This is a genomic window from Accumulibacter sp. (assembly GCF_036625275.1).
Classification (GTDB): Bacteria; Pseudomonadota; Gammaproteobacteria; order Burkholderiales; family Rhodocyclaceae; genus Accumulibacter.
Genome location: NZ_JAZKUD010000001.1, coordinates 133,851 through 158,131 on the forward strand (window position 1 = coordinate 133,851; position 24,281 = coordinate 158,131).

22 protein-coding genes and 1 tRNA gene are annotated in these 24,281 nt (G+C 60.4%); all 23 read left to right on the forward strand.

The genetic code is table 11. From position 1 onward, the window contains the following. Positions 1–16: 16 nt before the first annotated feature. The 23 genes from V5B39_RS00655 to V5B39_RS00765 all read left to right on the forward strand — a co-directional run bounded on the left by V5B39_RS00655 (position 17) and on the right by V5B39_RS00765 (position 24,248). Positions 17–1,258, forward strand: a complete 1,242-nt coding sequence (locus V5B39_RS00655; protein ID WP_332340601.1) for a sensor histidine kinase — start codon at positions 17–19, stop codon at positions 1,256–1,258. Beyond that, entirely contained in the window at positions 1,255–2,904 is a 1,650-nt protein-coding gene (locus V5B39_RS00660) for a sensor histidine kinase (protein ID WP_332340603.1), read from the forward strand. The genes V5B39_RS00655 and V5B39_RS00660 overlap by 4 nt, the downstream gene beginning before the upstream one ends. 52 nt (positions 2,905–2,956) lie before the next feature. Beyond that, positions 2,957–3,409: a response regulator gene (locus V5B39_RS00665; protein ID WP_332340605.1), complete on the forward strand. Its 453-nt coding sequence runs from the start codon at positions 2,957–2,959 to the stop codon at positions 3,407–3,409. A 146-nt stretch (positions 3,410–3,555) separates the two neighbouring features. Beyond that, positions 3,556–4,875 carry a diguanylate cyclase domain-containing protein gene (locus tag V5B39_RS00670; RefSeq protein ID WP_332340606.1) on the forward strand — a complete coding sequence of 440 codons (1,320 nt, stop codon included), beginning with the start codon at positions 3,556–3,558 and terminating at the stop codon, positions 4,873–4,875. A gap of 1 nt (position 4,876) precedes the next feature. Beyond that, the gene (locus V5B39_RS00675; RefSeq protein WP_332340608.1) at positions 4,877–7,135 is read left to right on the forward strand and encodes a putative bifunctional diguanylate cyclase/phosphodiesterase; all 2,259 of its coding nucleotides are present in this window, start codon (positions 4,877–4,879) and stop codon (positions 7,133–7,135) included. A 219-nt stretch (positions 7,136–7,354) separates the two neighbouring features. After that, the gene (locus V5B39_RS00680; RefSeq protein ID WP_332340610.1) at positions 7,355–8,530 is read left to right on the forward strand and encodes an aspartate aminotransferase family protein; all 1,176 of its coding nucleotides are present in this window, start codon (positions 7,355–7,357) and stop codon (positions 8,528–8,530) included. 11 nt (positions 8,531–8,541) lie between these two features. Next, entirely contained in the window at positions 8,542–9,492 is a 951-nt protein-coding gene (gene argF / locus V5B39_RS00685; protein WP_332340612.1) for an ornithine carbamoyltransferase, read from the forward strand. Beyond that, positions 9,489–10,718: an argininosuccinate synthase gene (locus V5B39_RS00690; RefSeq protein ID WP_332340614.1), complete on the forward strand. Its 1,230-nt coding sequence runs from the start codon at positions 9,489–9,491 to the stop codon at positions 10,716–10,718. Before argF ends, V5B39_RS00690 begins: the two co-directional genes overlap by 4 nt. Positions 10,719–10,736: 18 nt before the next feature. Beyond that, complete coding sequence (locus V5B39_RS00695; protein ID WP_332340616.1) at positions 10,737–10,946, forward strand: DUF2788 domain-containing protein; 210 nt, start codon at positions 10,737–10,739, stop codon at positions 10,944–10,946. Positions 10,947–10,948: 2 nt separating this feature from the next. Beyond that, the gene (locus V5B39_RS00700) at positions 10,949–11,260 is read left to right on the forward strand and encodes a pyrimidine/purine nucleoside phosphorylase (protein WP_332340618.1); all 312 of its coding nucleotides are present in this window, start codon (positions 10,949–10,951) and stop codon (positions 11,258–11,260) included. Between the two features lie 56 nt (positions 11,261–11,316). Next, the gene (locus V5B39_RS00705; RefSeq protein ID WP_332340619.1) at positions 11,317–11,811 is read left to right on the forward strand and encodes a YajQ family cyclic di-GMP-binding protein; all 495 of its coding nucleotides are present in this window, start codon (positions 11,317–11,319) and stop codon (positions 11,809–11,811) included. Positions 11,812–11,834: 23 nt separating this feature from the next. Further along, entirely contained in the window at positions 11,835–14,852 is a 3,018-nt protein-coding gene (locus V5B39_RS00710) for a DEAD/DEAH box helicase (protein ID WP_332340620.1), read from the forward strand. 87 nt (positions 14,853–14,939) lie between these two features. Next, positions 14,940–15,497, forward strand: coding sequence for a phosphoribosyltransferase family protein (locus V5B39_RS00715; RefSeq protein WP_332340622.1), 558 nt, complete (start codon positions 14,940–14,942; stop codon positions 15,495–15,497). Positions 15,498–15,767: 270 nt separating this feature from the next. Beyond that, a complete protein-coding gene (thrS, locus tag V5B39_RS00720; RefSeq protein WP_332340624.1) occupies positions 15,768–17,684 on the forward strand; it encodes a threonine--tRNA ligase in 1,917 nt (638 codons plus the stop codon). Between the two features lie 26 nt (positions 17,685–17,710). Continuing rightward, a complete protein-coding gene (infC, locus tag V5B39_RS00725) occupies positions 17,711–18,232 on the forward strand; it encodes a translation initiation factor IF-3 (RefSeq protein WP_138677829.1) in 522 nt (173 codons plus the stop codon). Positions 18,233–18,340: 108 nt separating this feature from the next. Further along, on the forward strand, positions 18,341–18,538 hold the full coding sequence (rpmI, locus tag V5B39_RS00730; RefSeq protein ID WP_034925134.1) for a 50S ribosomal protein L35: 198 nt from the start codon (positions 18,341–18,343) through the stop codon (positions 18,536–18,538). An 11-nt stretch (positions 18,539–18,549) separates the two neighbouring features. After that, positions 18,550–18,909, forward strand: coding sequence for a 50S ribosomal protein L20 (gene rplT / locus V5B39_RS00735; RefSeq protein WP_034944644.1), 360 nt, complete (start codon positions 18,550–18,552; stop codon positions 18,907–18,909). Between the two features lie 52 nt (positions 18,910–18,961). Beyond that, on the forward strand, positions 18,962–20,008 hold the full coding sequence (gene pheS / locus V5B39_RS00740) for a phenylalanine--tRNA ligase subunit alpha (protein WP_332340633.1): 1,047 nt from the start codon (positions 18,962–18,964) through the stop codon (positions 20,006–20,008). Between the two features lie 24 nt (positions 20,009–20,032). After that, positions 20,033–22,408 (forward strand): phenylalanine--tRNA ligase subunit beta, encoded by a 2,376-nt coding sequence (gene pheT, locus V5B39_RS00745; protein WP_332340635.1) that lies wholly within the window; start codon positions 20,033–20,035, stop codon positions 22,406–22,408. Between the two features lie 12 nt (positions 22,409–22,420). Further along, entirely contained in the window at positions 22,421–22,723 is a 303-nt protein-coding gene (locus V5B39_RS00750; protein ID WP_034915708.1) for an integration host factor subunit alpha, read from the forward strand. Continuing rightward, on the forward strand, positions 22,707–23,078 hold the full coding sequence (locus tag V5B39_RS00755; protein ID WP_332340802.1) for a MerR family transcriptional regulator: 372 nt from the start codon (positions 22,707–22,709) through the stop codon (positions 23,076–23,078). The genes V5B39_RS00750 and V5B39_RS00755 overlap by 17 nt, the downstream gene beginning before the upstream one ends. A gap of 32 nt (positions 23,079–23,110) precedes the next feature. Continuing rightward, positions 23,111–23,187, forward strand: a tRNA-Pro gene (locus tag V5B39_RS00760). Positions 23,188–23,456: 269 nt separating this feature from the next. Beyond that, a complete protein-coding gene (locus V5B39_RS00765) occupies positions 23,457–24,248 on the forward strand; it encodes an ABC transporter substrate-binding protein (protein ID WP_332340640.1) in 792 nt (263 codons plus the stop codon). Positions 24,249–24,281 lie beyond the last annotated feature (33 nt).

The following is a 24,281-nucleotide window of genomic DNA, read 5'->3' on the forward strand; positions in this document are numbered from 1 at the left end:
CCAACGAGGTTCCAAGATGAACAGTAACCGGAGCGAGGAGCATGACCTGCTGGCTGCCTCGTTTGCCCCGGAACCCGGCCAGGTCGACGCGGCATCGGTCGACGGCCCATGGAAGGTGTTGCTGGTGGATGACCAGGAGGATGTGCATGCCGTCCTCCACCTGACCCTGCACGGTGTACTGATCGAAGGCCGTCGCCTGCTCCTGCTCGATGCCCTGTCGGCCAGCGAGGCAAAGGCAGCGATCGTTGCCCACCCGGACATCGCCCTGATCCTGCTGGATGTGGTGATGGAGTCCGATCAAGCCGGCCTGGATCTGGTGCGCCACATCCGTGATGAGTTGAGCAACCGCAGCGTCCAGATCGTCCTGATCACCGGTCAGCCGGGCTATGCTCCGCAGCGGGAGGTGATCAGCGGCTATGAGATCGATGGCTACCGGCTCAAGTCGGAACTGAGCGCCAACCAAATCTTCGTACAGGTCTATTCCGCCATCCGCACCTATCGGCTGATGCGCGAACATGAGATCCTGCAGCAGGACCTCGAGCAAAAGGTGAATCAGCTCAAACGCTCGAATGCCGAACTGGAGCAGTTCAGCTACGCCATTTCACACGACCTGCGCCAGCCCTTGCGAATGATTTCGAGTTATATGCAACTGCTCGGGGTCAGTCTCGCCGACCAACTTGGCAGCGAGCAGCGTGCCTACTTCAATTTTGCCATCAACGGTGCCAAGCGCCTTGACCGGATGCTCGTCGACCTGCTCGAGTATTCGCGCGTCGGTCGCCTGGGCGAACCGCCGGAGTGGCTCGAAAGCCGATTGATCCTCGATGACGCGCTACTCTTTCTGCAACCAGCACTGCTCGAAGCGCAGGCGAACCTGCGCATTGGCGGCCAGTGGCCGCGTGTCTTCGTCAGTCCCGACGAGATTTTGCGGCTGCTGCAGAACCTGATTGGCAACGCGGCCAAGTTCCGAAATGTCGGTCAGGTATTGGAGATCTCGGTTTTTAGCAAGGTGTCTGCAGGGAACTGGTTCATTTGTATCGCCGACAACGGCATCGGCATTCATCCTGGGCAGATCGCCAGGCTTTTTCAGGTTTTCCAGCGCTTGCACAGTCGCGCCGCTTTTGACGGCAGTGGGGTCGGGTTGGCCCTGTGCCGAAAGATCGCCGAGCATCATGGTGGGCGAATCTGGGCCGAATCGGCGGGAGAAGGACGGGGGAGTCGCTTCTGCGTGTCATTGCCCCTGCCGCTGGAGAACGCATGACACTGCCTGGGCCCACCTGCAGTCCGCGTCGGCCAGGGTCGGCTAAAGCCGGTGGCAAGTGGCTCTCGCGACCGGCGCATGTGGCCGTCCTGGTGTTCGTCTCTTCGGTGGTTCTGGCGGCGGGGCTGATCTGGCGCCTGGAGGCGTATCGCCTGCACCAGGCGCGCCACCTGGCGGCCATTCTGGCCGCCGAGCGCGCCTACACGATCCAGACCAGCATCGATCATGTACTGTCCGCGACCTATACTTTGGCGGCAATGTTGCAGCAAGGCAAGGGAATCATCCCCGATTTCGAGCGAACGGCAGGTCAGTTGCTGCGCTTTTACCCCGGCGCTGCGGCACTGCAACTGGCGCCCGGCGGTGTCATTCGGCAGGTGGTGCCGCTGGCGGGTAACGAGCAGGCGATTGGCCACGATCTGTTACACGATCCGGAGCGCGACAAGGAAGCCCTGCTCGCCCGCAACAGCGGCCAGTTGATGCTGGCCGGCCCCTTCGATCTGCGTCAGGGCGGGCGGGGGGCGGCCGGCCGTCTGCCGGTGTTTCTCGACCAAGAATCGGGTAAGGAAGCGTTCTGGGGATTCGCCATTGTCCTGATCGCTTTTCCCGCGGCACTGGCACCCGCACAGTTGCACGAGCTATCGGAGCGTGGTTATGCTTATGAACTGTCGCGCCGGCATCCGGACAGTGGCGACAAGCAGGTGATCAGCGCGTCGACGATCGCGCCGCTGGATCCGGTGGACAGAATGCTATCCGTGCCGAACGCCCGCTGGACACTGAGCATCGCTCCGGTTGCGGGCTGGCATGCTGGCTCCGGGCTCTGGTGGAAGTCCGCCGTGGCCCTGCTGCTGTGCCTGTTACTGGCGTGGCAGACGGCCTGGAAGGCAAAACTGGTGGCCGTGTCAAAGGCGCATGAACGGACCCTTGAGCAGCGGGTAGCGCAGCGAACGGCCGACCTGCAGCGTTTTGCCGAGGTGACTGCGCATCACCTGCAGGAGCCGGCGCGCCGGGTTGCCAGCTACGCCGGCCGCTTGCGCTCCCAACTCGCCGGCCGTATCGACGATGACGAGGTGCGCGCATCGCTGGACTTCATCAGTCAGCAGGCTGCCCGATTGCAGGACTTGCTGCGTGACGTGGAACGCTATCTGGCCGCTGACCAGCCGCGTGCCAGGGTCGAATCCTGCGCGGTCGAGGAAATGCTGGCGGCGCTGCTGGCTACCCTCGCCGCGCCGATTGCCGAGGCGGGTGCCAAGATCACGGTTGGTCCCTTGCCAGCCACGCTGATCGATGCGCCACGCCTGGCCGACCTGTTCCGGATCGCGCTCGAGAACGCCTTGCGGCATGGTCGCGGCGAACGGCCCTTGCAGATCGACATCCGCGGCGAGCGATTCGGCGAGTGGGTGCGGTACGCCATCAGTGACAATGGTCCGGGTGTCGAAGAGGAGTATCGTCGGCGCGTTTTCCGTATCTTTGAACGACTCTCGTCGAACAGCGGCGGAACGGGTGTCGGTCTGGCCATTCTGCGCCGCATCAGCGAAAGTGCCGGCGGCAATGCCTGGCTGGAAGAGACTCCCGGTGGCGGCTGTCGACTGGTTCTGGAATTGCCGGCAGGCGACCAGCCACCCCCACTGGCAGGCAGCGCGGTCTGACGGTGACAGGTCATCCGGTAGCAGCGTATTTGAATTCGATGAAACGTCAAACATGAGCCGAACGGTACAGAACTCACGTAACTTTTTGATCCTGATGGCCGAGGACGAACCGGCCGATGCCCATCTGCTCAAGCTGGCATTGAGCGAAAGCTGCATTGCCGCCGATTTGCAGCATGTCGTCGATGGCCGTGAGGCGCTCGAGTATCTGCGGCGCCAGGGGCCGCGTTTTGCCCAGGCAAGTCGCCCTGACCTGATTCTGATCGATCTCAACATGCCGCGAATGGACGGCCGGGAGTTCCTTGCCGTCGTCAAGCAGGATGCTGATCTGCGCGACATTCCGGTGGTCGTACTGAGCACCTCGCAGGTTGAACGCGATGTGCTCGCTGCCTACCGTCTCGGTGCTGCCGGCTACATCGCCAAGTCGCCGGATGTCGATGTGTTCATCAATGATATCCGGCGCTTGAGCGATTACTGGGCCTCGCAGGTCCGGCCAGCTTGTCGATGAACGAGTCATGCCGAAGCTGTTCTGTCCTGGTGGTGCCCAAGTTCAATGGCGCAAGGAGGTCTGGTTAAAACGATGGCCCTTGCCACACCATGGCGCTTCAATGATGGCTGAACCGGGCGAGGTGGAGAACGGACGGAGAACAATGGATGAGTGAGTCAGCTCGAAGACGGATTTCGATTCTGGTGGTCGAAGACGATCCCGGTGATCTGGGCCTGATCCAGGTCAATGTCCGCCTGGCCGGCATCAGACGTGTTGGCGACCGGGATCCGGTTGTCTGGGCGCCGACGCTTGCGCAAGGGGTCGTTGCCGCCACTGCCAGCAAGCCGGATGTCATCCTGCTCGATCTGTCACTGCCGGATTCCGCGGGACTGGAGACGGTAGAGGCAATGCGGGCCGTGGCGCCCGAGGTGCCGATCATTGTTCTCACCGGTCAGGACAACCATCGACTTGCCGAGGAGGCGCTGCAGGCCGGTGCGCAAGACTATCTGGTCAAGGGCCAGTTTCAGCACGATGCACTCGGTCGTGCCATTCGGCATGCGCTGGTTCGCCAGAGACTCGAATCGCGCCTCAGTCTTTTCAGGGCTGCACTCAATTCCGTGGCCAACGGCATCCTGATCACCGATATTCATTCGACGATCGAATGGGCCAACCCGGCATTCACCCGTATGACCGGGTTTTCGCTGGCAGAAACCGTGGGCCGCCACCCCGGCGAAATGCTCAATTCCGGGAAGCAGGATCAGCAATTCTACCAGCGTATGTGGGAAACCATTCTGGCCGGCCGGGTGTGGTCTGGCGAACTGATCAACCGCCGCAAGGATGGGAGTCTCTATGCCGAGGCGCTGACCATCTCCCCGGTCACCGACAGCAACGGCAGAATTCAGCATTTCGTTGCCATCAAACAGGATATTTCCGAACGTAAGGCGAACGAGGCGCGCGTTCAACATCTCGCTCACCATGACCAGTTGACTGACCTGCCGAACCGCAACCTGCTCAGCGATCGCCTCTTCCAGGCGCTGGCGCAGGCCCGGCGAGACCGCGGTACAGTGGCTCTGATGTTTATCGATCTCGACCGGTTCAAACCGGTTAACGACACCCTCGGTCATGACATCGGCGATCTCCTGCTCAAGGAAGTCGCGCTCCGTCTGCAGGCTTGCGTACCCAGGGACTCGGATACCGTTGCACGCCTCGGTGGTGATGAATTCGTCATTCTGCTGGCGCAAATCGAAAAGGCTGGCGATGCCGTGGTCGTGGCTGGAAAGCTGCTGGCCGCTCTCGACCGTCCGTTTCTCATCGGTCCTCATCACGTCAGCCTCTCGGGGAGCATCGGCATCGCGGTCTATCCACAGCACGGTGAAGACGTCAGCCAGTTGTTGAAGAATGCCGACATTGCCATGTATCACGCCAAGACGGCCGGTCGTAACTGCTACCGGTTTTTCCGGGAAGTCTCTGAAGCAACCGAGGTCTGACATGCCTGACACGTTGGCATGGATGTCTGGCTGGGTGCAGATTGGCGGTGCCGTCGTGCTACTGCTGATCGTCTTCCTGATTCGCTCGTATCAGCAGCGGATCGATGAGCTGCGTCGCCTGAGCAGCGATCTTGCCCAACGCAACAGGGAATTACAGGCACGTGCAGCCGATTTCGAGCAGGACGTTACGGCGAGAAGGGAAATGGAAACCGTCCTGCGCGAGCAGCAAGAGTTTTTCCGGCTGATCGCCGAGAGTATCGGCGAACATATTGCCGTTCTGGATCTGCAGGGACGGCGCGTGTACAACAGTCCTTCATATCGTCAATTCTTCGGCGATGCGCGGCAACTGCCCGGGACCGATTCGTTCGCCGACGTCCATCCCGAGGATCGCGAGCGGGTACGGCGGGTTTTTAGCGAGACGGTGCAAACCGGCGTTGGGCAGGAGATCGAGTATCGCCTGATGCGACACGACGGCAGTGTTCGGCACATGGCGTCGGCCGGCAAAGTGATCCAGGACAAGGATGGCCAAGTGGTTCGTATCGTCGTTATCGCACACGACATCACTGATCGGAAGCAGGCCGAACAGTGGGAGCGAATTGCTGCGACCGCTTTCGAGTCGCAGCAGGGCATGTTCATCACCGACGCCGCCGGGGTGATCCTGCGGGTCAACCAGGCGTTCACCGAGATTACCGGCTACAGCGCCGAAGAATGCGTCGGCCAGACCCCCAAGCTGCTTAGTTCCGGGCGCCACGACGCCGCTTTTTATACTGCGATGCACCAGAGTCTTGAACGCCAGGGTTCATGGCAAGGCGAGATCTGGAACCGGCGCAAGAACGCCGAAATCTTCCCGGAATGGCTGACGATTTCCGCCGTGACCGACAACGAGGGCAGGGTCACGCATTACGTTTCAACGCTGGCCGACATCAGCCTGCACAAGGCCACCCAGGAAGAAATCCAGCAACTGGCTTTTTATGATGCCCTGACTCGCCTGCCGAACCGCCGTCTATTGCAGGACCGCCTGCGGACGGCCATGGCTGCGAGCGCACGCAGTGGTCGCCAGGGTGCCTTGCTGTTCATTGATCTTGACAATTTCAAGACGCTCAACGACACGCTCGGGCACGACATCGGGGATTACCTGCTGCAGCAGGTCGCCAAGCGATTGTTGGCCTGCGTTCGCGACCACGAACTCGTCGCCCGTCTCGGTGGCGACGAGTTCGTGGTGATGCTCACCGGTCTGGATAGGCGACCGCAGGAAGCGGCTACCCAGAGCCGGATCGTCGGCGAGAAGATCCTTGCGGCACTCAACCGACCCTACGACCTGGCCGGTTCCGCGTATCACAACACGCCGAGTGTCGGCATCACCCTGTTTGGCGGCCAGCAGGATGCGATCGACGAGTTGATGAAGCGGGCCGATCTGGCCATGTACGATGCCAAGGCGACCGGTCGCAATACCTTTCGCTTTTTTGACCCCCAGATGCAGGCCGTGGTCACCACCAGGGCGGCCCTTGAGAGAGATCTCCGGGAAGCGCTGCAAAGGCAGGAACTCTTCCTGTGTTACCAGCCACAGGTTGACCGGGCTGGCCGCGTCGTCGGTGCCGAGGCGCTGGTTCGCTGGCGGCATCCAAAACGCGGTCTGGTGCCCCCTGCCGAGTTCATTCCTCTCGCCGAGGAAACCGGACTGATCCTGCCGCTCGGTCTGTGGGTGCTGGAGACCGCCTGTGCGCAGACGACAGTCTGGGCGGCACAGGCGGGACGGGAAGAGTTTGCGGTCTCGGTGAATGTCAGTGCGCGTCAGCTACGGCAGCCCAATTTTGTCGAACAGGTGCTGGGGGTTCTCGCGAGCACGGCGGCCAATCCGCACAACCTCAAACTGGAACTCACCGAGAGCATGTTGCTGGACAATGTCCAGGAAATCATCGCCAAGATGACGGTGCTAAAAGAGTACGGCGTCGGCTTCTCGCTCGACGACTTCGGCACCGGTTATTCGTCACTGTCTTATCTGAAACGACTGCCGCTCGACCAGTTGAAGATCGACCAGTCATTCGTGCGGGACCTGTTGAGCGATCCCAACGACGAGGCCATCGCACGGACCATCGTCGCCCTGGCCAGCAACCTCGGCCTGGAGGTGATCGCCGAGGGTGTCGAGGGTGTCGAACAGCGCGACGTTCTGGCGACGCAGGGTTGCCACACCTACCAGGGTTACCTGTTCAGCCGACCGCTACCGCTTGCCGAGTTCGAGGCCTTTCTGCAGGCGCATTGACCACTGGTCGATCAATCCAGTCGATGGAGAGTGGACGTTCCATGCACGCCAGTCCTATACATGAGAATGCTTTTCCCGTAGAATCGTTGGCTTGTCTTCCGGCATGTCAGGTTTTGCAAAAACTGTCGGAGCGTACAGGTCTGGGGTTCGAGTGCGTGTCTCGTTATCCGGCGGCGCAAGCCGCCGTTTCAGTTTAAAAGCCTCCGCAATGGGTGGTCCATGTCGCACCTGATGAATACCTATTCCCGCTTGCCGGTTGCCTTCAGCCATGGCCAGGGCAGTTGGTTGACCGATAGCAATGGCAAGGTCTACCTCGACGCCCTGGCGGGGATCGCCGTCAACACTCTGGGGCACAACCATCCGGCACTGGTCGCAGCGATCGCGGCGCAGGCCGGGCGTCTGCTGCACTCGTCGAATCTTTACCGCATTCCGCAGCAGGAGCAGCTCGCCGACAAACTGGCCGCGCTTTCGGGGATGGACGAGATCTTCTTCTGTAATTCGGGTTGTGAAGCCAACGAGGTGGCGATCAAACTGGCGCGTCTCTATGGTCACCAGCAAGGCATCGCTGCGCCGGCAACGATCGTCATGGAGAAGGCTTTCCACGGCCGCACCATGGCGACCCTTTCGGCGACCGGCAACCGCAAGGCGCAGGCGGGGTTCGAGCCGCTGGTGTCGGGCTTTGTGCGGGTTCCCTACAACGATTTCGATGCAATTCGGGCCATTGCCCGATACAACAAGAATATCGTTGCGGTGATGCTGGAAATCGTCCAGGGCGAGGGGGGCGTCAACAGCGCCGACATTGATTTTCAGCGGGGTCTGCGGGCGCTTTGTGACGACCGGCAATGGCTGCTGATCTGCGACGAGGTGCAGTGCGGCATGGGTCGTACCGGGCGCTGGTTTGCGTTTCAGCATGCGGGCATTGGCCCTGACGTGGTGACCCTGGCCAAAGGCCTCGGCGGCGGCGTGCCGATCGGCGCCTGTCTGGTTGCCAGGCAGGCGAGCGGCCTGTTCAAGCCGGGTAATCATGGTTCGACCTTCGGCGGCAACCCGTTGGCAACGACTGCCGCCCTGACGACCATCGAAGTCATCGAGCAGGAAGGTCTGATCGACCACGCGCTTGCTGTGGGTACGGCCATCCGTACAGGCCTGACGCGCGCGCTGGCCGGCTGCCCAGGCCTGGTGACGATCCGCGGCCAGGGGCTGATGATCGGTATCGAGCTCGATCGCCCCTGCGGCGAACTGGTGATGCGTGCTCTCGATGCCGGGTTGTTGATCAACGTCACTGCCGACAAGGTGGTACGTTTGTTGCCTCCGCTGACCTTCAGTACCGACGAGGCGCACGAGCTGGTGTCGCGACTGGCCAGGCTGATTCGCGATTTTCTCGAAATTCCCTAGAGAAGACCTCCATGAGCAGCATCAAACACTTTCTTCAGTTCAAGGACTTCACGCGTGCGGAGTTTGATCATCTTTTGGAGCGCGCGCGCTGGATCAAGGCCGAATTCAAGGCCTATCGCAAGTACTGGCCACTCAGCGATCGCACGCTGGTGATGATCTTCGAGAAGGCCAGCACCCGTACCCGCCTGTCGTTCGAAGCCGGCATGCAGCAACTCGGTGGTACGGCGATCTACCTCAACAGCCGCGACTCGCAGTTGCAGCGCGGTGAATCGGTCGAAGACGCGGCGCAGGTGATCTCGCGCATGAGCGACGTGGTGATGATCAGAACTTTCGAGCAGGCGATGATCGAGCGTTTTGCGGGTCACTCGCGGGTGCCGGTGATCAATGGCCTGACCAACGAGTATCATCCTTGCCAGATTCTGGCCGACATTTTCACCTTCGTTGAGCATCGTGGTCCGATTCAGGGGAAAACCGTCGCCTGGATCGGCGATTCGAACAATGTCTGCAATACCTGGTTGCAGGCCGCCGAGGTGCTCGATTTCAAGGTGCAGGTGTCGACGCCGCCGGGCTACGAGGTGGCTGCCGACCGGGCCGGCTTGCATGGCAGCGATCACTTCGAACAATTCGCCGATCCGATGGACGCCGCGCGCCTGGCCGATCTGGTGACCACCGATGTGTGGACTTCGATGGGTTTCGAGGCCGAGAATGAAGCGCGTCGGCGCGCTTTCGCCGCCTGGCAGGTCGATACCGAGATGATGCGCGTTGCGCGTCCCGAGGCGCTGTTCATGCACTGTCTGCCGGTGCATCGCGGCGAGGAGGTCGCTGCAGCAGTCATTGACGGGCCACGCAGCGTCGTCTGGGACGAGGCCGAGAACCGCATGCATACGCAGAAGGCATTGCTGGAGTATCTGGTGCTGGGCGGCGATGCTTCGAAAATCAATTCAAGCAGGGAGCACTCATGAGCGACATCAGGAAAGCCGTCCTCGCCTATTCGGGCGGACTCGACACTTCAGTGATCCTGAAGTGGTTGCAGGATACCTATCACTGCGAGGTCGTGACCTTCACGGCCGACCTCGGTCAGGGCGACGAACTGGAAGCGGCGCGTCCGAAAGCACTGAAGTTCGGCATTGCACCAGAGAATATCTACATCGAGGATCTGCGCGAGGAATTCGTTCGTGACTACGTCTTTCCGATGTTCCGTGCCAACACCCTTTATGAAGGCGAGTATCTGCTCGGTACCTCGATTGCGCGGCCGCTGATCGCCAAACGGATGATCGAAATTGCCAACCTGACCGGCGCCGAGGCGGTGGCACACGGCGCGACCGGCAAGGGCAACGACCAGGTTCGGTTCGAACTGGGCGCCTACGCCCTGCGCCCGGATATCCGGATCATCGCGCCGTGGCGCGAATGGGATCTGCTGTCGCGCGAGAAACTGCTGGCGTATGCCGAGCGCCATGGCATACCGGTTGAAATGAAGCACCGGCAGGGCGGTTCGCCGTATTCGATGGACGCCAACCTGCTGCACATCAGTTATGAAGGTCGCCATCTCGAAGACCCGGCGGCCGAAGCCGAGGAATCGATGTGGCGCTGGACGGTGTCACCGGAAGCAGCGCCCGACGCTGCCGAGTATCTCGATCTCGAATTCGAGAAGGGCGATCTGGTGGCGATCAACGACCAGCGCCTGCCGGCGGATGCGCTGCTGGAACGGCTCAACCAGCTCGGCGGCAAGCACGGCATCGGCCGCATCGACCTGGTCGAAAACCGTTACGTCGGCATGAAGTCGCGTGGTTGCTACGAAACTCCCGGCGGCACGATCCTGCTGCCGGCGCACCGGGCAATCGAATCGATCACTCTCGACCGCGAAGTCGCGCATCTCAAGGATGACCTGATGCCGCGTTACGCCAGCCTGATCTACAACGGTTACTGGTGGAGCCCGGAACGGCTGGCGCTGCAGACGCTGATCGATCATACGCAGAAGTCGGTGAATGGCTGGGTGCGGGTCAAGCTCTACAAGGGCAACGTCATCGTTGTCGGCCGCGATTCGAAGACCGATTCGCTGTTCGATCCGACCATCGCCACTTTCGAGGACGACGCCGGTGCCTACGACCAGAAGGACGCCGGTGGTTTCATCAAACTGAACGCGTTGCGCATGCGTATCGCAGCCAATCTGGCGGGCCGCAAGAGCTGAGCGAGGGAGGATCCGTCGATGTTCGGGTTGACGGAAGAGCAGATTTCGGATTTTGGCATGACCTTCGGTGTCGGCGCCTTCATGCTCTTCATGCTTTTCATCATCGGCGAGATCGCCTGGAAGTCGAAAGCTGGAAAGATGGGTACGATCGTGCTTTTCTTTGTTCTGTCGTTCGGCATGATCGGCTTCATCACCAAAACCATCCTCGAAAAAATGTGGAGAATGTGAACATGTCGCAATTCGACAATGTCAGCGTCGTCAAACGGGCCAACGTATATTTCGCAGGCCGCTGTGTCAGCCACACGCTCTTTTTGGCCGATGGGACGCGCAAAACCATTGGCGTGATCCTGCCGTCGACCCTGACTTTCACCACCGGGGCTCCGGAAGTGATGGAGGGCGTCGGCGGCTCATGCCGTGTTCGCCTTCAGGGTGAGAGCCTGTGGCGAGAGCATGCGGCCGGCGAGTCATTTGCCGTGCCGGGCGACTCGTCGTTCGAAATCGCCTGTGATGAGCCTTATCACTACGTCTGTCACTTCGGATAAGGGCGGCGCTGTCCAATACTGCCGCCTGCCCATCCCAATCTTCAACCGGATGCCCCATGCCTTCATTCGATTTTTCTTCAGAAGCCGACATGGCTGCACTGCACAATGCGATCGACGTGACGACGCGAGCGATCGACAATCGTTACGACTTCAAGGGAACGAGTGCCAAGGTGGAGCTGAACGAGAAGGACAAGCTCATTACGCTTTACGGCGACTCGGAATTCCAGCTCGGCCAGATCAAGGACCTGCTCTTTCCGGCGATGGAGAAGAAGGAGAAGGAAAGTACCAAGCGCCTGGAAGATCAGCCGCTGCAACGTATTTCCGGCAACAAGGTCAAGCAGGAACTGAAAATCAGGATTGGCATCGAGTCGGAGTTGGCGAAGAAGATCGTCAAACTGATCAAGGATTCCAAAATCAAGGTGCAGGCCTCGATCCAGGGCGACGCAGTGCGTGTCAGCGGTGCCAAGCGCGATGAACTGCAGGCCTGCATCGCCATGGTCACCAAGGCAATCAGCGATTTTCCGATCAAGTACGGCAATTTCCGTGACTGATTCTGACTGCCAGCAGGGTGCGCATGCTGCGTAAGCCGATCGATGACCCCGGCCCTGATTCGCCGGACAAGGCCGATTCCGGCGTACTGTCGTGGACCGAAGAGTTGCGTCGGGTGGCCGTGGCGGTCAGCAAGAAGGACCGCAATCACGCCGGCAGTCGCCAGCAGATTTTCTACGTCCTGCACTGGACACCCGATGCGCGTGGCTTCGGGGTTACCGTGCGCAAGGGGCGCGATCCTGAAAGTGCTGACGAACTGTGGAGCATCGATCGCGCACTCAGCAAGCCACCACGGTTCGTCAGCGACGACGATCGTCCGATTCTCCGACTGTTGTGGGCCGACCGTTCGTTCGACACCGGTTTGCGGGCCTTCGGTCTGACGCCCCGGCACGGCGGCGAGGCGCTGCAACTGATGGCAGAGACCGGTCGGCTGTGCCGCAAGGATGACTTCTTGCCCTTGCTGCTCGCGGCGGCGCGTCCGGCCACGGTCGGCTGGCGAGCGAGTGGCGACGGGCGTCAGCTACCGGTGTTGCTGCCCGAACCCGCAGCCAGCCTGGTCGTTCCCCTGCAAGCGCCATGGTATGTCGATCTTGAAAGGCATCAGCTCGGTCCATTGCAGGTGCGTGGTAATCCGGCGGTCGTCGCGCGCCTGTTCTCGCTGCCGCCGCTGTCGGCGACGGCAGCAGCACTGGTCGGCGAAGCCTTGGCCGAATCGGCTCTGGAGTTGCCGAGCGACCCCGAACATGCTCGCATCAACATGCGCAGCGTCATCGCCGAACCGTTGCCGGTGCTGCGCCTGCAAACCCTGAAGACGCATGGCAACCGCAGTTGGCGAGAATATCCGGCGAACTACGGAGGCGGGCTTTTCGATGTCGCCCTGCCGGTTTTTCGCTATGCCGATGTCGAGATCATCCCCGACGACGCGCGCGATTTCTCGATTCTGGCCAGTGGCGAAACGGTTCGCGTCGAACGTCGGTGCGCGCTCGAAGAGCAGTGGATGGACGAGTTGACCGCCACCGGCCTCGAGAAAATCGCAGGCTACGTGCTGCACACCTTCGGGCGGCCGCCGGATAATGCCTATGGCCTTGCTGAGGAGGGCGTATGGCCTCTCTTCATGCGCGATGAGCTGGCGGGTCTATGCGCTGCCGGTTGGCAGGTCGAGTTCGCCGAGGATTTTCGCCATCGCCTGTTCGATATCGAGGCCTGGGATGCGGATCTCGTCGAGGCGGAGGGTGGCTGGTTCGACCTCGACATGGGCATCATCGTCGAAGGTGAACGTCTACCGTTGGCACCGATGCTCGCCGCCCTGTTCCGGCGTGACGCACGCTGGCTCGACGCCGGTCAACTGGCGCAAATTTCCGACCAGGAGGTGATCGAACTGGTGACGCCGGGCAGCCTGCGCGTGCGTGCGCCAGCCTGGCGTCTGAAGCCGCTGGCGGCAACCCTGATCGATCTCTTCGACGGCTTTCCTGGCGGCAACAGCCTGCGTCTGTCGCGCTTCGACGCACCGCGCCTGGCGGAACTCAACGACAGCAGTCGCTGGCAGTTCAAGGGGCAGGGTGATGTGCTGGCGCTCGCCGAGCAATTGACGGCCGCGCAGGGAATCGGCCACATCGATCCGCCTGCCGGATTGGGGCTGGAACTGCGTCACTACCAGACCGAAGGTCTGGCCTGGTTGCAGTTCCTGCGCGAACAGAATCTCGCGGGCATCCTCGCGGACGACATGGGGCTTGGCAAGACCGCCCAGACGCTGGCGCACCTGCTGCTCGAAAAGGAAGCCGGACGGCTCGATCATCCGGCCCTGATCGTCCTGCCGACCTCGCTGATCTTCAACTGGAAGAACGAAGCGGCGCGTTTTGCGCCGGGTTTGTCGATCCTGTCGCTGCATGGCCCCGAGCGCAAGAGCCGTTTTGCCGAAATCACGCGGCACGACGTGGTGCTGACCACTTACCCGCTGCTCTGGCGCGATGCAGCGGAACTGACCCGGCACCGCTACCATCTGCTGATTCTCGACGAGGCGCAGACAGTCAAGAACGCACGCAGCCAGGGTGCCGAAGTGGTGCGCAAGATCGTCGCCCGGCACCGCCTTTGTTTGACCGGCACTCCCCTGGAAAATCATCTGGGTGAGCTGTGGAGTCAGTTCGACTTCCTGCTGCCCGGGTTTCTTGGCAACAACCAGACCTTTACCAAGTATTGGCGGACACCGATCGAAAAACAGGGCGATACCCAGCGCCGTAACCTGCTGGCGCGCCGGGTTCGCCCGTTCATCCTGCGTCGCAAGAAGGAAGAGGTGGCGCGCGAGTTGCCACTGAAAACGATCATTGTGCGCAAGGTCGAACTGGTCGGCAGCCAGCGTGACCTCTACGAAACCGTGCGCGTCGCGATGGACGAGAAGGTTCGCGAGGAGATTGCCAGCAAGGGCTTCAACCGCAGTCAGATCGTCATCCTCGATGCTCTGCTGAAGCTGCGCCAGGTGTGCTGTGACCCGCGTCTGGTCAAGGCCAAGGCCGCCCAGAAAATCAAGGAGCGGGCCAAACTCGATCTGTTGATGACGATGCTGCCGGAGCAGGTCGAGGAAGGGCGGCGCATCCTGCTGTTCTCACAGTTCACCAGCATGCTGGCACTGATAGAAAAGGAACTGAAGCTGCTGGGCCTCGACTACGGGATTCTCACCGGCGATACCCGCGACCGCGAGGAGCAGGTGCGCCGCTTCCAGGCCGGCGAAGTGCCGATCTTCCTGATCAGCCTGCGCGCCGGTGGTGTCGGACTGAATCTGACGGCGGCCGACACCGTCATCCACTACGATCCCTGGTGGAACCCCGCGGCGGAAAACCAGGCCACCGACCGCGCGCATCGTCTGGGTCAGGACAAGCCGGTTTTCGTCTACAAGTTGATCGTTGCGGGCAGCATCGAGGAGAAGATCCTGTCCCTCCAGGAGCGCAAGGCTGAACTTGCCGAACGGATTCTCTCGGCAGATCGCGGGGTCGATGCCAAGTTCGGCCGAGACGACATCGCTGCACTGTTCGCGCCGCTGCCGAGCTGAACTGCAAACGGGAGGGATGAACCATGACCGACCGGTTGCCAGAATGCTGGCCAGGAACGAGCAAGCAGTCCTGAGCAGGCATTCAGAATGAACGATCACACCTGTCTTTACAACCAGCAGCAACTGGCCGCCGTGCTCGATGGCATGGCCGGTCGACTACTCGGCTTGCTCGATGGACGCAACGACATGGTCCTGATCGGTATCCTCCGGCGGGGTGTGCCATTGGCCAGTTTGCTGGCCGAACGGCTGCTGCAGCTGGGAGTCCGGCCTGCCCAACGACTGCAACTGGAGGTGAAGCGTTACGGTGACGATCTCACGCTGCTCTACCCGCAAACCCTGCTCAGGGAAGATCCTGTCGAGACCGTTGCGGACCTCTCGGGAAAAACCGTGGTGGTGGTGGATGACGTGCTGTACCGCGGCCACTCGCTGCTGCGGGTGGCGCAATTCCTGGCGCTGCGAGGCGCGGCCGAGATCCGCAGCGTGGTCCTGGTTGACCGTGGGGTGAGCCTGCTGCCGGTCCATGCGGACGTGACTGGGGTACGGCTGCAAGTGGCCCCAGGCTCGATCATCGAAGTGCACGTGCCTCCCTACGAGAGCGATTTCTGCATCGAACTGGTGAGGCCCGACAGTCCTCATGATCCTTAGGTGCTCGCAGTCGGCGGGGTCTCTGCCGGTTGCCGTCGGTCAGTCGGTTCGCTCCTTTGGCAGGTACCTTGGGGTATGTTAGACTGCTGTGCTCGCGGGCGCGGCCTTTGGGGCTTGCGGCAGCGTCGGCCGTCCTGATGCCTGTATCGATAGTCTGTCTCGCGTTTGCGACGGGCTGGCAGGATGGGCCGGAAAAGCCGGTTCTGCCGGTCGGAGACACTCAAGCCAGGCCGGGTCTCTGGCTTTTCCATTTCTTGCTGAGGTGATCATATGCCGGTTGTCACATTGCCTGACGGTTCACAAAGGGCGTTCGCAGAGTCTGTCACGGTGGCCGAGGTGGCGCAGAGCATCGGTGCCGGGCTGGCACGCGCCGCCCTGGCGGGCAAGGTCGATGGTCGCCTGGTCGACACCTCATTCCGGATCACCACTGACGTGCAGCTTGGCATCATTACCGAGAAGGATCTCGCGGGCCTGGAGATCATCCGTCACTCGACGGCCCATCTGATGGCTTATGCGGTCAAGGAACTCTTTCCGGCAGCGCAGGTGACGATTGGCCCGGTCATCGACGACGGTTTCTACTACGACTTTGCCTACGAACGTCCGTTTACTCCTGACGACCTGGCGGCAATCGAGAAGCGCATGGCAGAACTCGCCCGGCGTGATCTGCCGGTGCGGCGCGAAGTCTGGCAGCGCGACGACGCCATCGCTTTCTTCCAGTCGATCGGTGAGCACTACAAGGCGGAACTGATCGATGCCATCCCGCCCGGTCAGGAAATCTCGCTCTATCGCGAGGGTGATTTTGTCGACCTCTGCCGCGGCCCGCATGTCCCTTCGACGGGCAGGTTGAAGGTGTTCAAGCTGATGAAGCTGGCTGGCGCCTACTGGCGGGGTGATCATCGCAACGAGCAACTGCAGCGGATCTACGGGACGGCCTGGGCCAGAAAGGAAGATCAGGAGGCCTACCTGCACATGCTCGAGGAGGCCGAGAAACGTGATCATCGCAAACTCGGTCGGCAACTCGACCTGTTTCATCTTCAGGACGAAGCGCCGGGAATGGTGTTCTGGCATCCAAAGGGGTGGACGATCTGGCAGGAAGTCGAGCAGTACATGCGTGGCGTTTATCGGGACAATGGCTATCAGGAAGTGAAATGCCCGCAGATTCTCGACCGTACCCTGTGGGAAAAATCCGGGCACTGGGAGAACTTCAAGGATCACATGTTCTCCACCGAGTCGGAAAAGCGCGAGTACGCAATCAAGCCGATGAATTGTCCGGGGCACATCCAGATCTTCAATACCGGGCTGCGCAGTTATCGCGATCTGCCATTGCGTTATGGTGAATTTGGTTCCTGTCATCGCAACGAGCCCTCGGGTGCGCTGCACGGCATCATGCGCGTGCGCGGCTTTACCCAGGATGACGGCCATATTTTCTGTACCGAAGATCAAATCCAGGACGAGGTCACCGTTTTCAATGATCTGGTGCGCAAAGTGTATGCCGATTTCGGTTTTCACGAGGTAACGGTCAAGCTGGCGTTGCGCCCGGAAAAGCGCGTCGGTTCGGACGCGGTATGGGACAAGGCCGAACTTGCCTTGCGCGCTGCACTGCAGGCCTCCGGTCTGGCATGGGAGGAATTGCCGGGTGAGGGGGCTTTTTACGGTCCGAAGATCGAATTTCACATCAAGGATGCCATCGGGCGATCCTGGCAGTGCGGCACGATGCAGGTCGACTTCTCGATGCCGCAGCGACTGGACGCCGAATTCGTCGGCGACGACAATTCACGCCACACACCGGTGATGCTGCATCGCGCTATTCTGGGTTCGCTGGAGCGTTTTATCGGGATGCTCATCGAGAACTGCACGGGCGCCCTGCCTTTGTGGCTCTCGCCGGTGCAGATCGTGGTGCTGAATATCTCGGAAAAGCAGGCCGATTACGCTGCCCATGTTGCAAAAACACTACGTCAGGCTGGTCTGCGTGTCGAGTGTGATTTGCGCAACGAAAAAATTACCTATAAAATACGCGAACATAGCTTGAACAAGTTGCCCTATCAAATCGTCGTCGGCGACAAGGAAGTGGCAGCCAATCTGGTGGCCGTGCGGACACGCGGCGGTCAGGATCTCGGGCAGATGTCCATCGAGGCTCTGGCCAGGCAACTTCTTCACGAAGTTGCGGCGCGAAGTGGCACGGCTTAACTTTTGTCGAAACAAGGAGTGGACCCATCGCACTGCAAAAGGCGCAACGCGTTAACGAAGAGATCAACGCACCGGAAGTCCGTCTCGTCGGAGTAGGTGGCGAGCAGTTGGGAGTCATGAGCGTCAGGGCAGCATTGGCGCTCGCCGAGGAAGCGGGAGTGGACCTGGTCGAAATTGCCCCGATGGCTCAGCCGCCGGTATGTCGCATCGTCGATTTCGGCAAGTTCAAATACCAGGAACAAAAGCGTCAGCATGAGCAGAAACTCAAGCAGAAGCAGGTGCAGGTGAAGGAAGTCAAGTTTCGTCCCGGTACCGATGAAAACGACTACCAGATCAAACTGCGCAACATGATTCGCTTCCTTGATGAAGAAGACAAGGTCAAGGTGACCTTGCGCTTTCGTGGTCGGGAAATGGCGCACCAGGATATTGGCATGCGGCAGATCGAGCGGATCAAGACCGATCTGCAGGAACTTGCGCTGGTTGAGCAGATGCCGAAGATGGAAGGCCGCCAGATGGTCATGGTGCTTACTCCGAGCAAGAGAAAGTAGCCATCGATTCAAGCGCTTGTAGAGAAACGGTGAAACACAAGTGCTGCCGGGTCAAAAGTGCTTCCGCCGGGAGACACCCGCCAGCATGTCTATAAACAGGAGCATTCAATGCCCAAGATGAAGACCAAGAGTGGAGCGAAAAAGCGCTTCACGATCAGTGCCAGCGGGCGCATCAAGCGTTCGCATGCGTACAAGCGACACATCCTGACCAAGAAGGACACCAAGACCAAGCGCCAGTTACGCGGCGTGACCGAGGTGCACCACTCTGACAAGGCCATGGTTCGTGCCATGCTGCCTTACGCTTGAGGAGATAGAGGATGCCTCGCGTCAAACGTGGTGTAACGGCGCACGCGCGCCACAAGAAAATTCTCGATCTGGCCAAGGGTTACCGCGGTCGCCGCAAGAACGTCTATCGTGTCGCCAAACAGGCGGTGATGAAAGCCGGGCAATATGCTTACCGCGACCGCCGGCAAAGGAAGCGTCAGTTTCGCAGCCTTTGGATTGCCCGTATCAACGCGGCGGCCCGGGAACTCGGCATGAAGTACAGCACATTCATGAATGGTCTCAAGAAGGCGCAGATCGAGGTCGACCGCAAGGTGCTGGCCGATCTGGCGGTTTTCGACAAGCCGGCTTTTGCTGCTCTGGCCGTGCAGGCCAAAGCCCAGCTCGGACAATAGGCCGTACGAGCGTCAAGAAAGGAGGCGCGAGCCTCCTTTTTTTCGGTGAACCATGCACAACCTCGATCAAATAGTCCACGCAGCGTCGGCGGCCTTCGCGGCAACCGATGATCCTGATGCGCTTGAGCAAGTCAAGGCCAGTTACCTCGGCAAGAGCGGCGAGATCACTGGATTGCTCAAGGGATTGGCCAAACTTCCGCCGGACCAGCGAAAAACTGCCGGTGCGGCCATCAATCACGCCAAGGATGCGGTCGAAGCAGCGCTCGCTGCGCGTCGCGAAGCGCTTCGGCAAAGGGCGCTGCAGGCGCGCCTGGCCGAGGAAGCCCTGGACGTGACGCTACCGGGTCGTGGACAGGACCGTGGCGGCCTGCATCCGGTGACGCGTACGCTCGAACGTATTGAAGCTCTTTTTGCTTCGATCGGTTTCGAGGTCGCCGATGGTCCCGAAATCGAGGCCGACTTCCAGAATTTCACGGCACTGAATACCCCCGCGGATCATCCGGCCCGTTCGATGCACGATACCTTCTATCTGCAGGACGAGGAGGGCGGGATAGCCGAGGGCGTTCTGCTGCGCACGCATACCAGTCCGATCCAGGTTCGCTATATGCAGGCACATGTCGCCAGACATGCCGGTCGGGAAACCATGCCGGAAATTCGGGTCATTGCACCGGGGCGCGTGTACCGCGTGGATTCCGATGCCACGCATTCGCCGATGTTTCATCAGGTCGAAGGTCTGTGGATTGGCGAGAACGTCAGCTTTGCTGACTTGAAGGGTGTGATCAGCGATTTCCTGCGCCGTTTTTTCGAGAACGACGATCTGCAGGTGCGTTTTCGCCCATCGTTCTTTCCCTTCACCGAACCCTCGGCCGAGATCGACATGGCTTTCATGAGCGGCACCTTGAAAGGGCGCTGGCTGGAAATTGCCGGTTGCGGCATGGTCCATCCGAATGTCCTGCGGCACGTCAACATCGACCCCGAGAAATACCTCGGTTTTGCCTTCGGCATGGGTCCCGATCGGTTGACGATGCTGCGCTATGGGGTCAATGACCTGCGCCTGTTTTTCGATGGCGACCTGCGCTTTTTGCGACAGTTCGTATGACCTTCCTTCTGACATTGAGCGGTCATGAAATTCTCTGAATCCTGGCTTCGCAGTTTCGTCGATCCCGCCTGCGCGGGTCATGAATTCTCGCACCTGCTGACCATGGCCGGTCTCGAAGTGGAGGAGGAAGAGACGGTCGCACCGCTTTTCGACCAGGTCGTCGTGGGTCATCTGCTCGCCGTTGACAAGCATCCCGACGCCGACCGCCTCAACGTTTGCCGGGTCGATGCTGGTACCGGCGAGGTGCTGCAGATCGTCTGCGGAGCACCCAACGCGGCTGCCGGCATCAAGGTGCCGTGCGCACTGCCCGGTGCCCAATTGCCGGGTGGATTGAGGATCAAGGTCGCCAAGGTGCGCGGCGTCGAGTCGTCTGGCATGCTCTGCTCGGCCAGGGAACTGGGCATCGCGGAAGACGCCTCTGGCTTGCTGGTGCTGGGTGACGATGCACCGGTAGGCGAGGATATCCGCCGCCATCTTGATCTCGATGATCGTCTGCTGACCCTCAAGCTGACGCCGAACCGGGCAGACTGCCTGTCGCTCGAAGGGATTGCCCGCGAGGTTGCAGCACTGACCGGTACGCCGGCCCACTTGATCGAAGTCACGGCAGTTGAAGCCACCATCGCGAGCGCGCGCGCCCTCGCACTGGACGCCCCGGAGGCTTGCCCACGCTACTGCGGCCGGGTGATCGCCGGAGTCGACGCCAGGGTCGCGACACCCGCCTGGATGCGTCGTCGTCTTGAGCGAAGCGGGATTCGCCCGATTTCGGCCTTGGTCGACATCACCAACTACGTCATGCTCGAAGTGGGACAGCCGCTGCATGCTTTTGACAATACCCGTCTGAGTGGGGCCATTCACGTCAGGATGGCGCGCCCGGCAGAAACGATCCTGCTGCTCAACGAGCAGACGCTGCAGTTGCAGGCCGATGTCCTGTTGATTGCCGACGATCAGCGCCCGTTGGCGATGGGGGGCATCATGGGTGGCGAGGAAAGTGGCATTACGCTGGCGACCACCGAGGTGTTCCTCGAAGCCGCCTTCTTCGCACCCACCGCGATCGCCGGCCGTGCCCGTCGCTACGGCTTCGTTTCGGATGCCTCACATCGTTTTGAACGTGGCGTCGATTTCGGCGGTACCCGGCGTGCATTGGAACGCGCAACGCGGCTGATCCTCGATATTTGCGGTGGGCAGGCGGGTCCGGTCAGCGAAGCACTGGCCACCTTGCCCGCGCGCCAGCCGGTCCGCCTGCGACCGGTGCGGGTTGTCAAGGTACTTGGAGTGCCGTTTACAAACGAGCGGATAGCCGAACTGTTTGCCCGTCTCGACCTGTCGTTCACCCGGGATGGTGACGATTTCATCATCACGCCGCCGAGCCACCGCTTCGACCTCGAGATCGAGGAAGACCTGATCGAGGAGATCGCCCGCCTGAACGGCTATGAGAACATTCCGTCACCAGCACCGCGGGGTTTGCTGTCGATGTTGCCGCAGACCGAGCAGGCGAGATCTCTGGCGCGTGTTCGACAGATGCTGGCTGACGGTGGCTATCAGGAAGTGGTCAACTTCGCCTTCGTCGAAGAGGCCTGGGAAATCGATTTTGTCGGCAACGATCGGCTCATTCGACTGGCCAATCCGATCGCCAGCCAGCTGAGCGTGATGCGTTCGTCCTTGCTCGGGGGGCTGGTCGCCAATCTGGCAAGCAACCTCAAACGCCGGCAGAGCCGCGTTCGCCTGTTCGAGACCGGGCGCTGCTTCTTCCGCGATACACAGGGTGGTCCTGTCCCCGGTTTTCGCCAGCCCTGGAAGCTGACCGCGCTGGCCTATGGTACAGCCTTTCCTGAGCAGTGGGGTTGTGCAGCACGCAACGTCGATTTCTTTGACATCAAGGCTGACCTGGAACGGCTGTTCACCCCGATCGGCACCCGCTTCGAGAAAGCCCTGCACCCTGCGCTGCATCCTGGTCGGAGTGCGCGGGTGACGGTCGCTGGCAAAGCGGTTGGTTTTGTCGGCGAATTGCATCCGCAGTGGCAACAAAAATATGAATTGCCGCTGGCGCCGGTATTTTTTGAAGTTGACCTCGATGCCGTGACGATGGCCGGTGTTCCGCAATATGCCGAGCTTTCCCGCCAACCACCGGTCATACGGGATATGGCCGTGGTCGTTGATCAGGCGCTGGAACTTGAGCAACTGATCGCAGGACTGACTGCCAATCGGCCAGCCATTGTGCAGGATATCCGTCTGTTCGATGTCTACGTCGGGCGCGGGGTTGAAGTCGGCAAGAAAAGCCTTGCCTTCCGCATAATGATGCAAGATACTCAAAAAACGTTGCTCGAAGCTGAAGTTGAGGCTGCCATGCAGCAGTTGGTCGCCTATCTGCGAGTGGCATTTGCAGCACAGCTGCGCGTCTGAGAAGGAAGAGGAATGACGCTTACCAAGGCAGAACTCGCCGATCTGTTGTTCGAGAAGGTCGGCCTCAACAAGCGTGAGGCCAAGGACATGGTTGAGGCTTTTTTCGAAGAAATTCGGAATGCCCTGGAGCGTGGTGATGGTGTAAAGCTTTCGGGATTCGGAAACTTTCAGTTGCGCGACAAGCCCCAGCGACCAGGCCGCAACCCCAAGACCGGTGAAGAAATCCCGATCACCGCGCGCAGAGTGGTTACTTTTCATGCCAGTCAGAAACTGAAGGCCGAGGTAGAACACGCTTATGATGGAAGTCAGTCATAAAGAACCGGGGCAAGAGCCTTTGCCGGCCATTCCAGCCAAGCGATATTTCACGATCGGTGAGGTCAGCGAGCTATGCGGCGTCAAACCGCACGTCCTGCGTTATTGGGAGCAGGAGTTCTCGCAGCTCAGTCCGGTCAAGCGCCGAGGCAATCGCCGTTATTATCAGCACCATGAAGTTCTGCTGGTGCGTCGGATACGGGAGCTTCTTTACAGTCAGGGCTTCACGATCAGTGGCGCGCGCAACCGTCTCGACGATGCCGGGAATGAGTCAGACACCAGTTCATCTCTCTTGGCACCCGAAGTGCTGCGGGCGGAGCTGCTGAACATTGCAGAATTGCTGCGCCCATGCGAGTAGCGGCGCATTTTCGGTTATAATCCAGACCTTGTCGGGGCGTGGCGCAGCCTGGTAGCGCACTTGCATGGGGTGCAAGGGGTCCCGAGTTCGAATCCCGGCGCCCCGACCAATCGAATCAAGCACTTGGGCCGCTCTTCGGAGCGGCCTTTTTGTTTGGATTGGTTGGGTGTTGAGCAATTGGCGATCGACGACGATGGCCTGTGCTGCACCGGGGACGCACAAATCCGTTGTATAGGCCCGGCTTTCTTGTCATCATTCACTTCGCATCCAAACGGAGACCTGCAAGGGCTTCCTGCAGCGCAAGGAACAGGCGAAGCGCAACCCGGCGCATGGTTAACGGTCTTTGAGTAATCGATCATTCTAAAGGAGGGGTTTCAAATGAAAAAAATGCTGTTGTTGTCGGCGCTTCTGGCCCTCTCGGCGGCTGGTGTCTCGGCAAAGGACTGGACGGAAATTCGTATGGCGTCCGAGGGTGCCTACCCCCCGTTCAATGAAATAGGTGCCAACGGCGCGTTGAAGGGTTTCGATATCGATATCGGCAACGCGCTGTGCGCCGAGATGAAAGCGAAATGCACCTGGGTGAAACAGGAATGGGACGGCATGATTCCGGCCCTGATGGCACGCAAGTTCGACGCCATCGTCGCTTCGATGTCGATTACCGAAGAACGCAAGGCCAAGGTGGATTTCACCAACAAGTACTACGCCTCACCGGTCGTCCTGATTGCCAAGAACGGATCATCGTTGAGACCGGAACTGGCCAGCCTGAAAGGCAAGAAGGTTGCTGTTCAGCGTGGCACGGTTTCCGACAACTTCGCCACCAAATACTGGGACGGCAAGGGAGTGGAAGTCGTTCGCTACGGCAAGCAGGATGAGGCCTATCTGGATCTCAAGTCAGGCCGTGTCGATGCCACCTTTGCCGATTACTGGGAAGCTTACGGCGGCTTCCTGACCAAGCCTGAAGGCGCCGGCTACGGCGTTCTCGGCGAGCAGCTTTATGGCAAGAATGCCGAGGAGCGCGCCGTGATCGGTGAGGGAATCGGCATTGCCGTGCGCAAGAAGGATCAGGACCTCAAGGCGCAACTCAACAAGGCGCTTGCTACCGTGCGTGCCAATGGCAAGTACGAAGAGATCCGCAAGAAATACTTCACGATGGATATCTACGGCAACTGAGGTTCCGCAGCGGAACGCTGGCTGGCTGCCGAC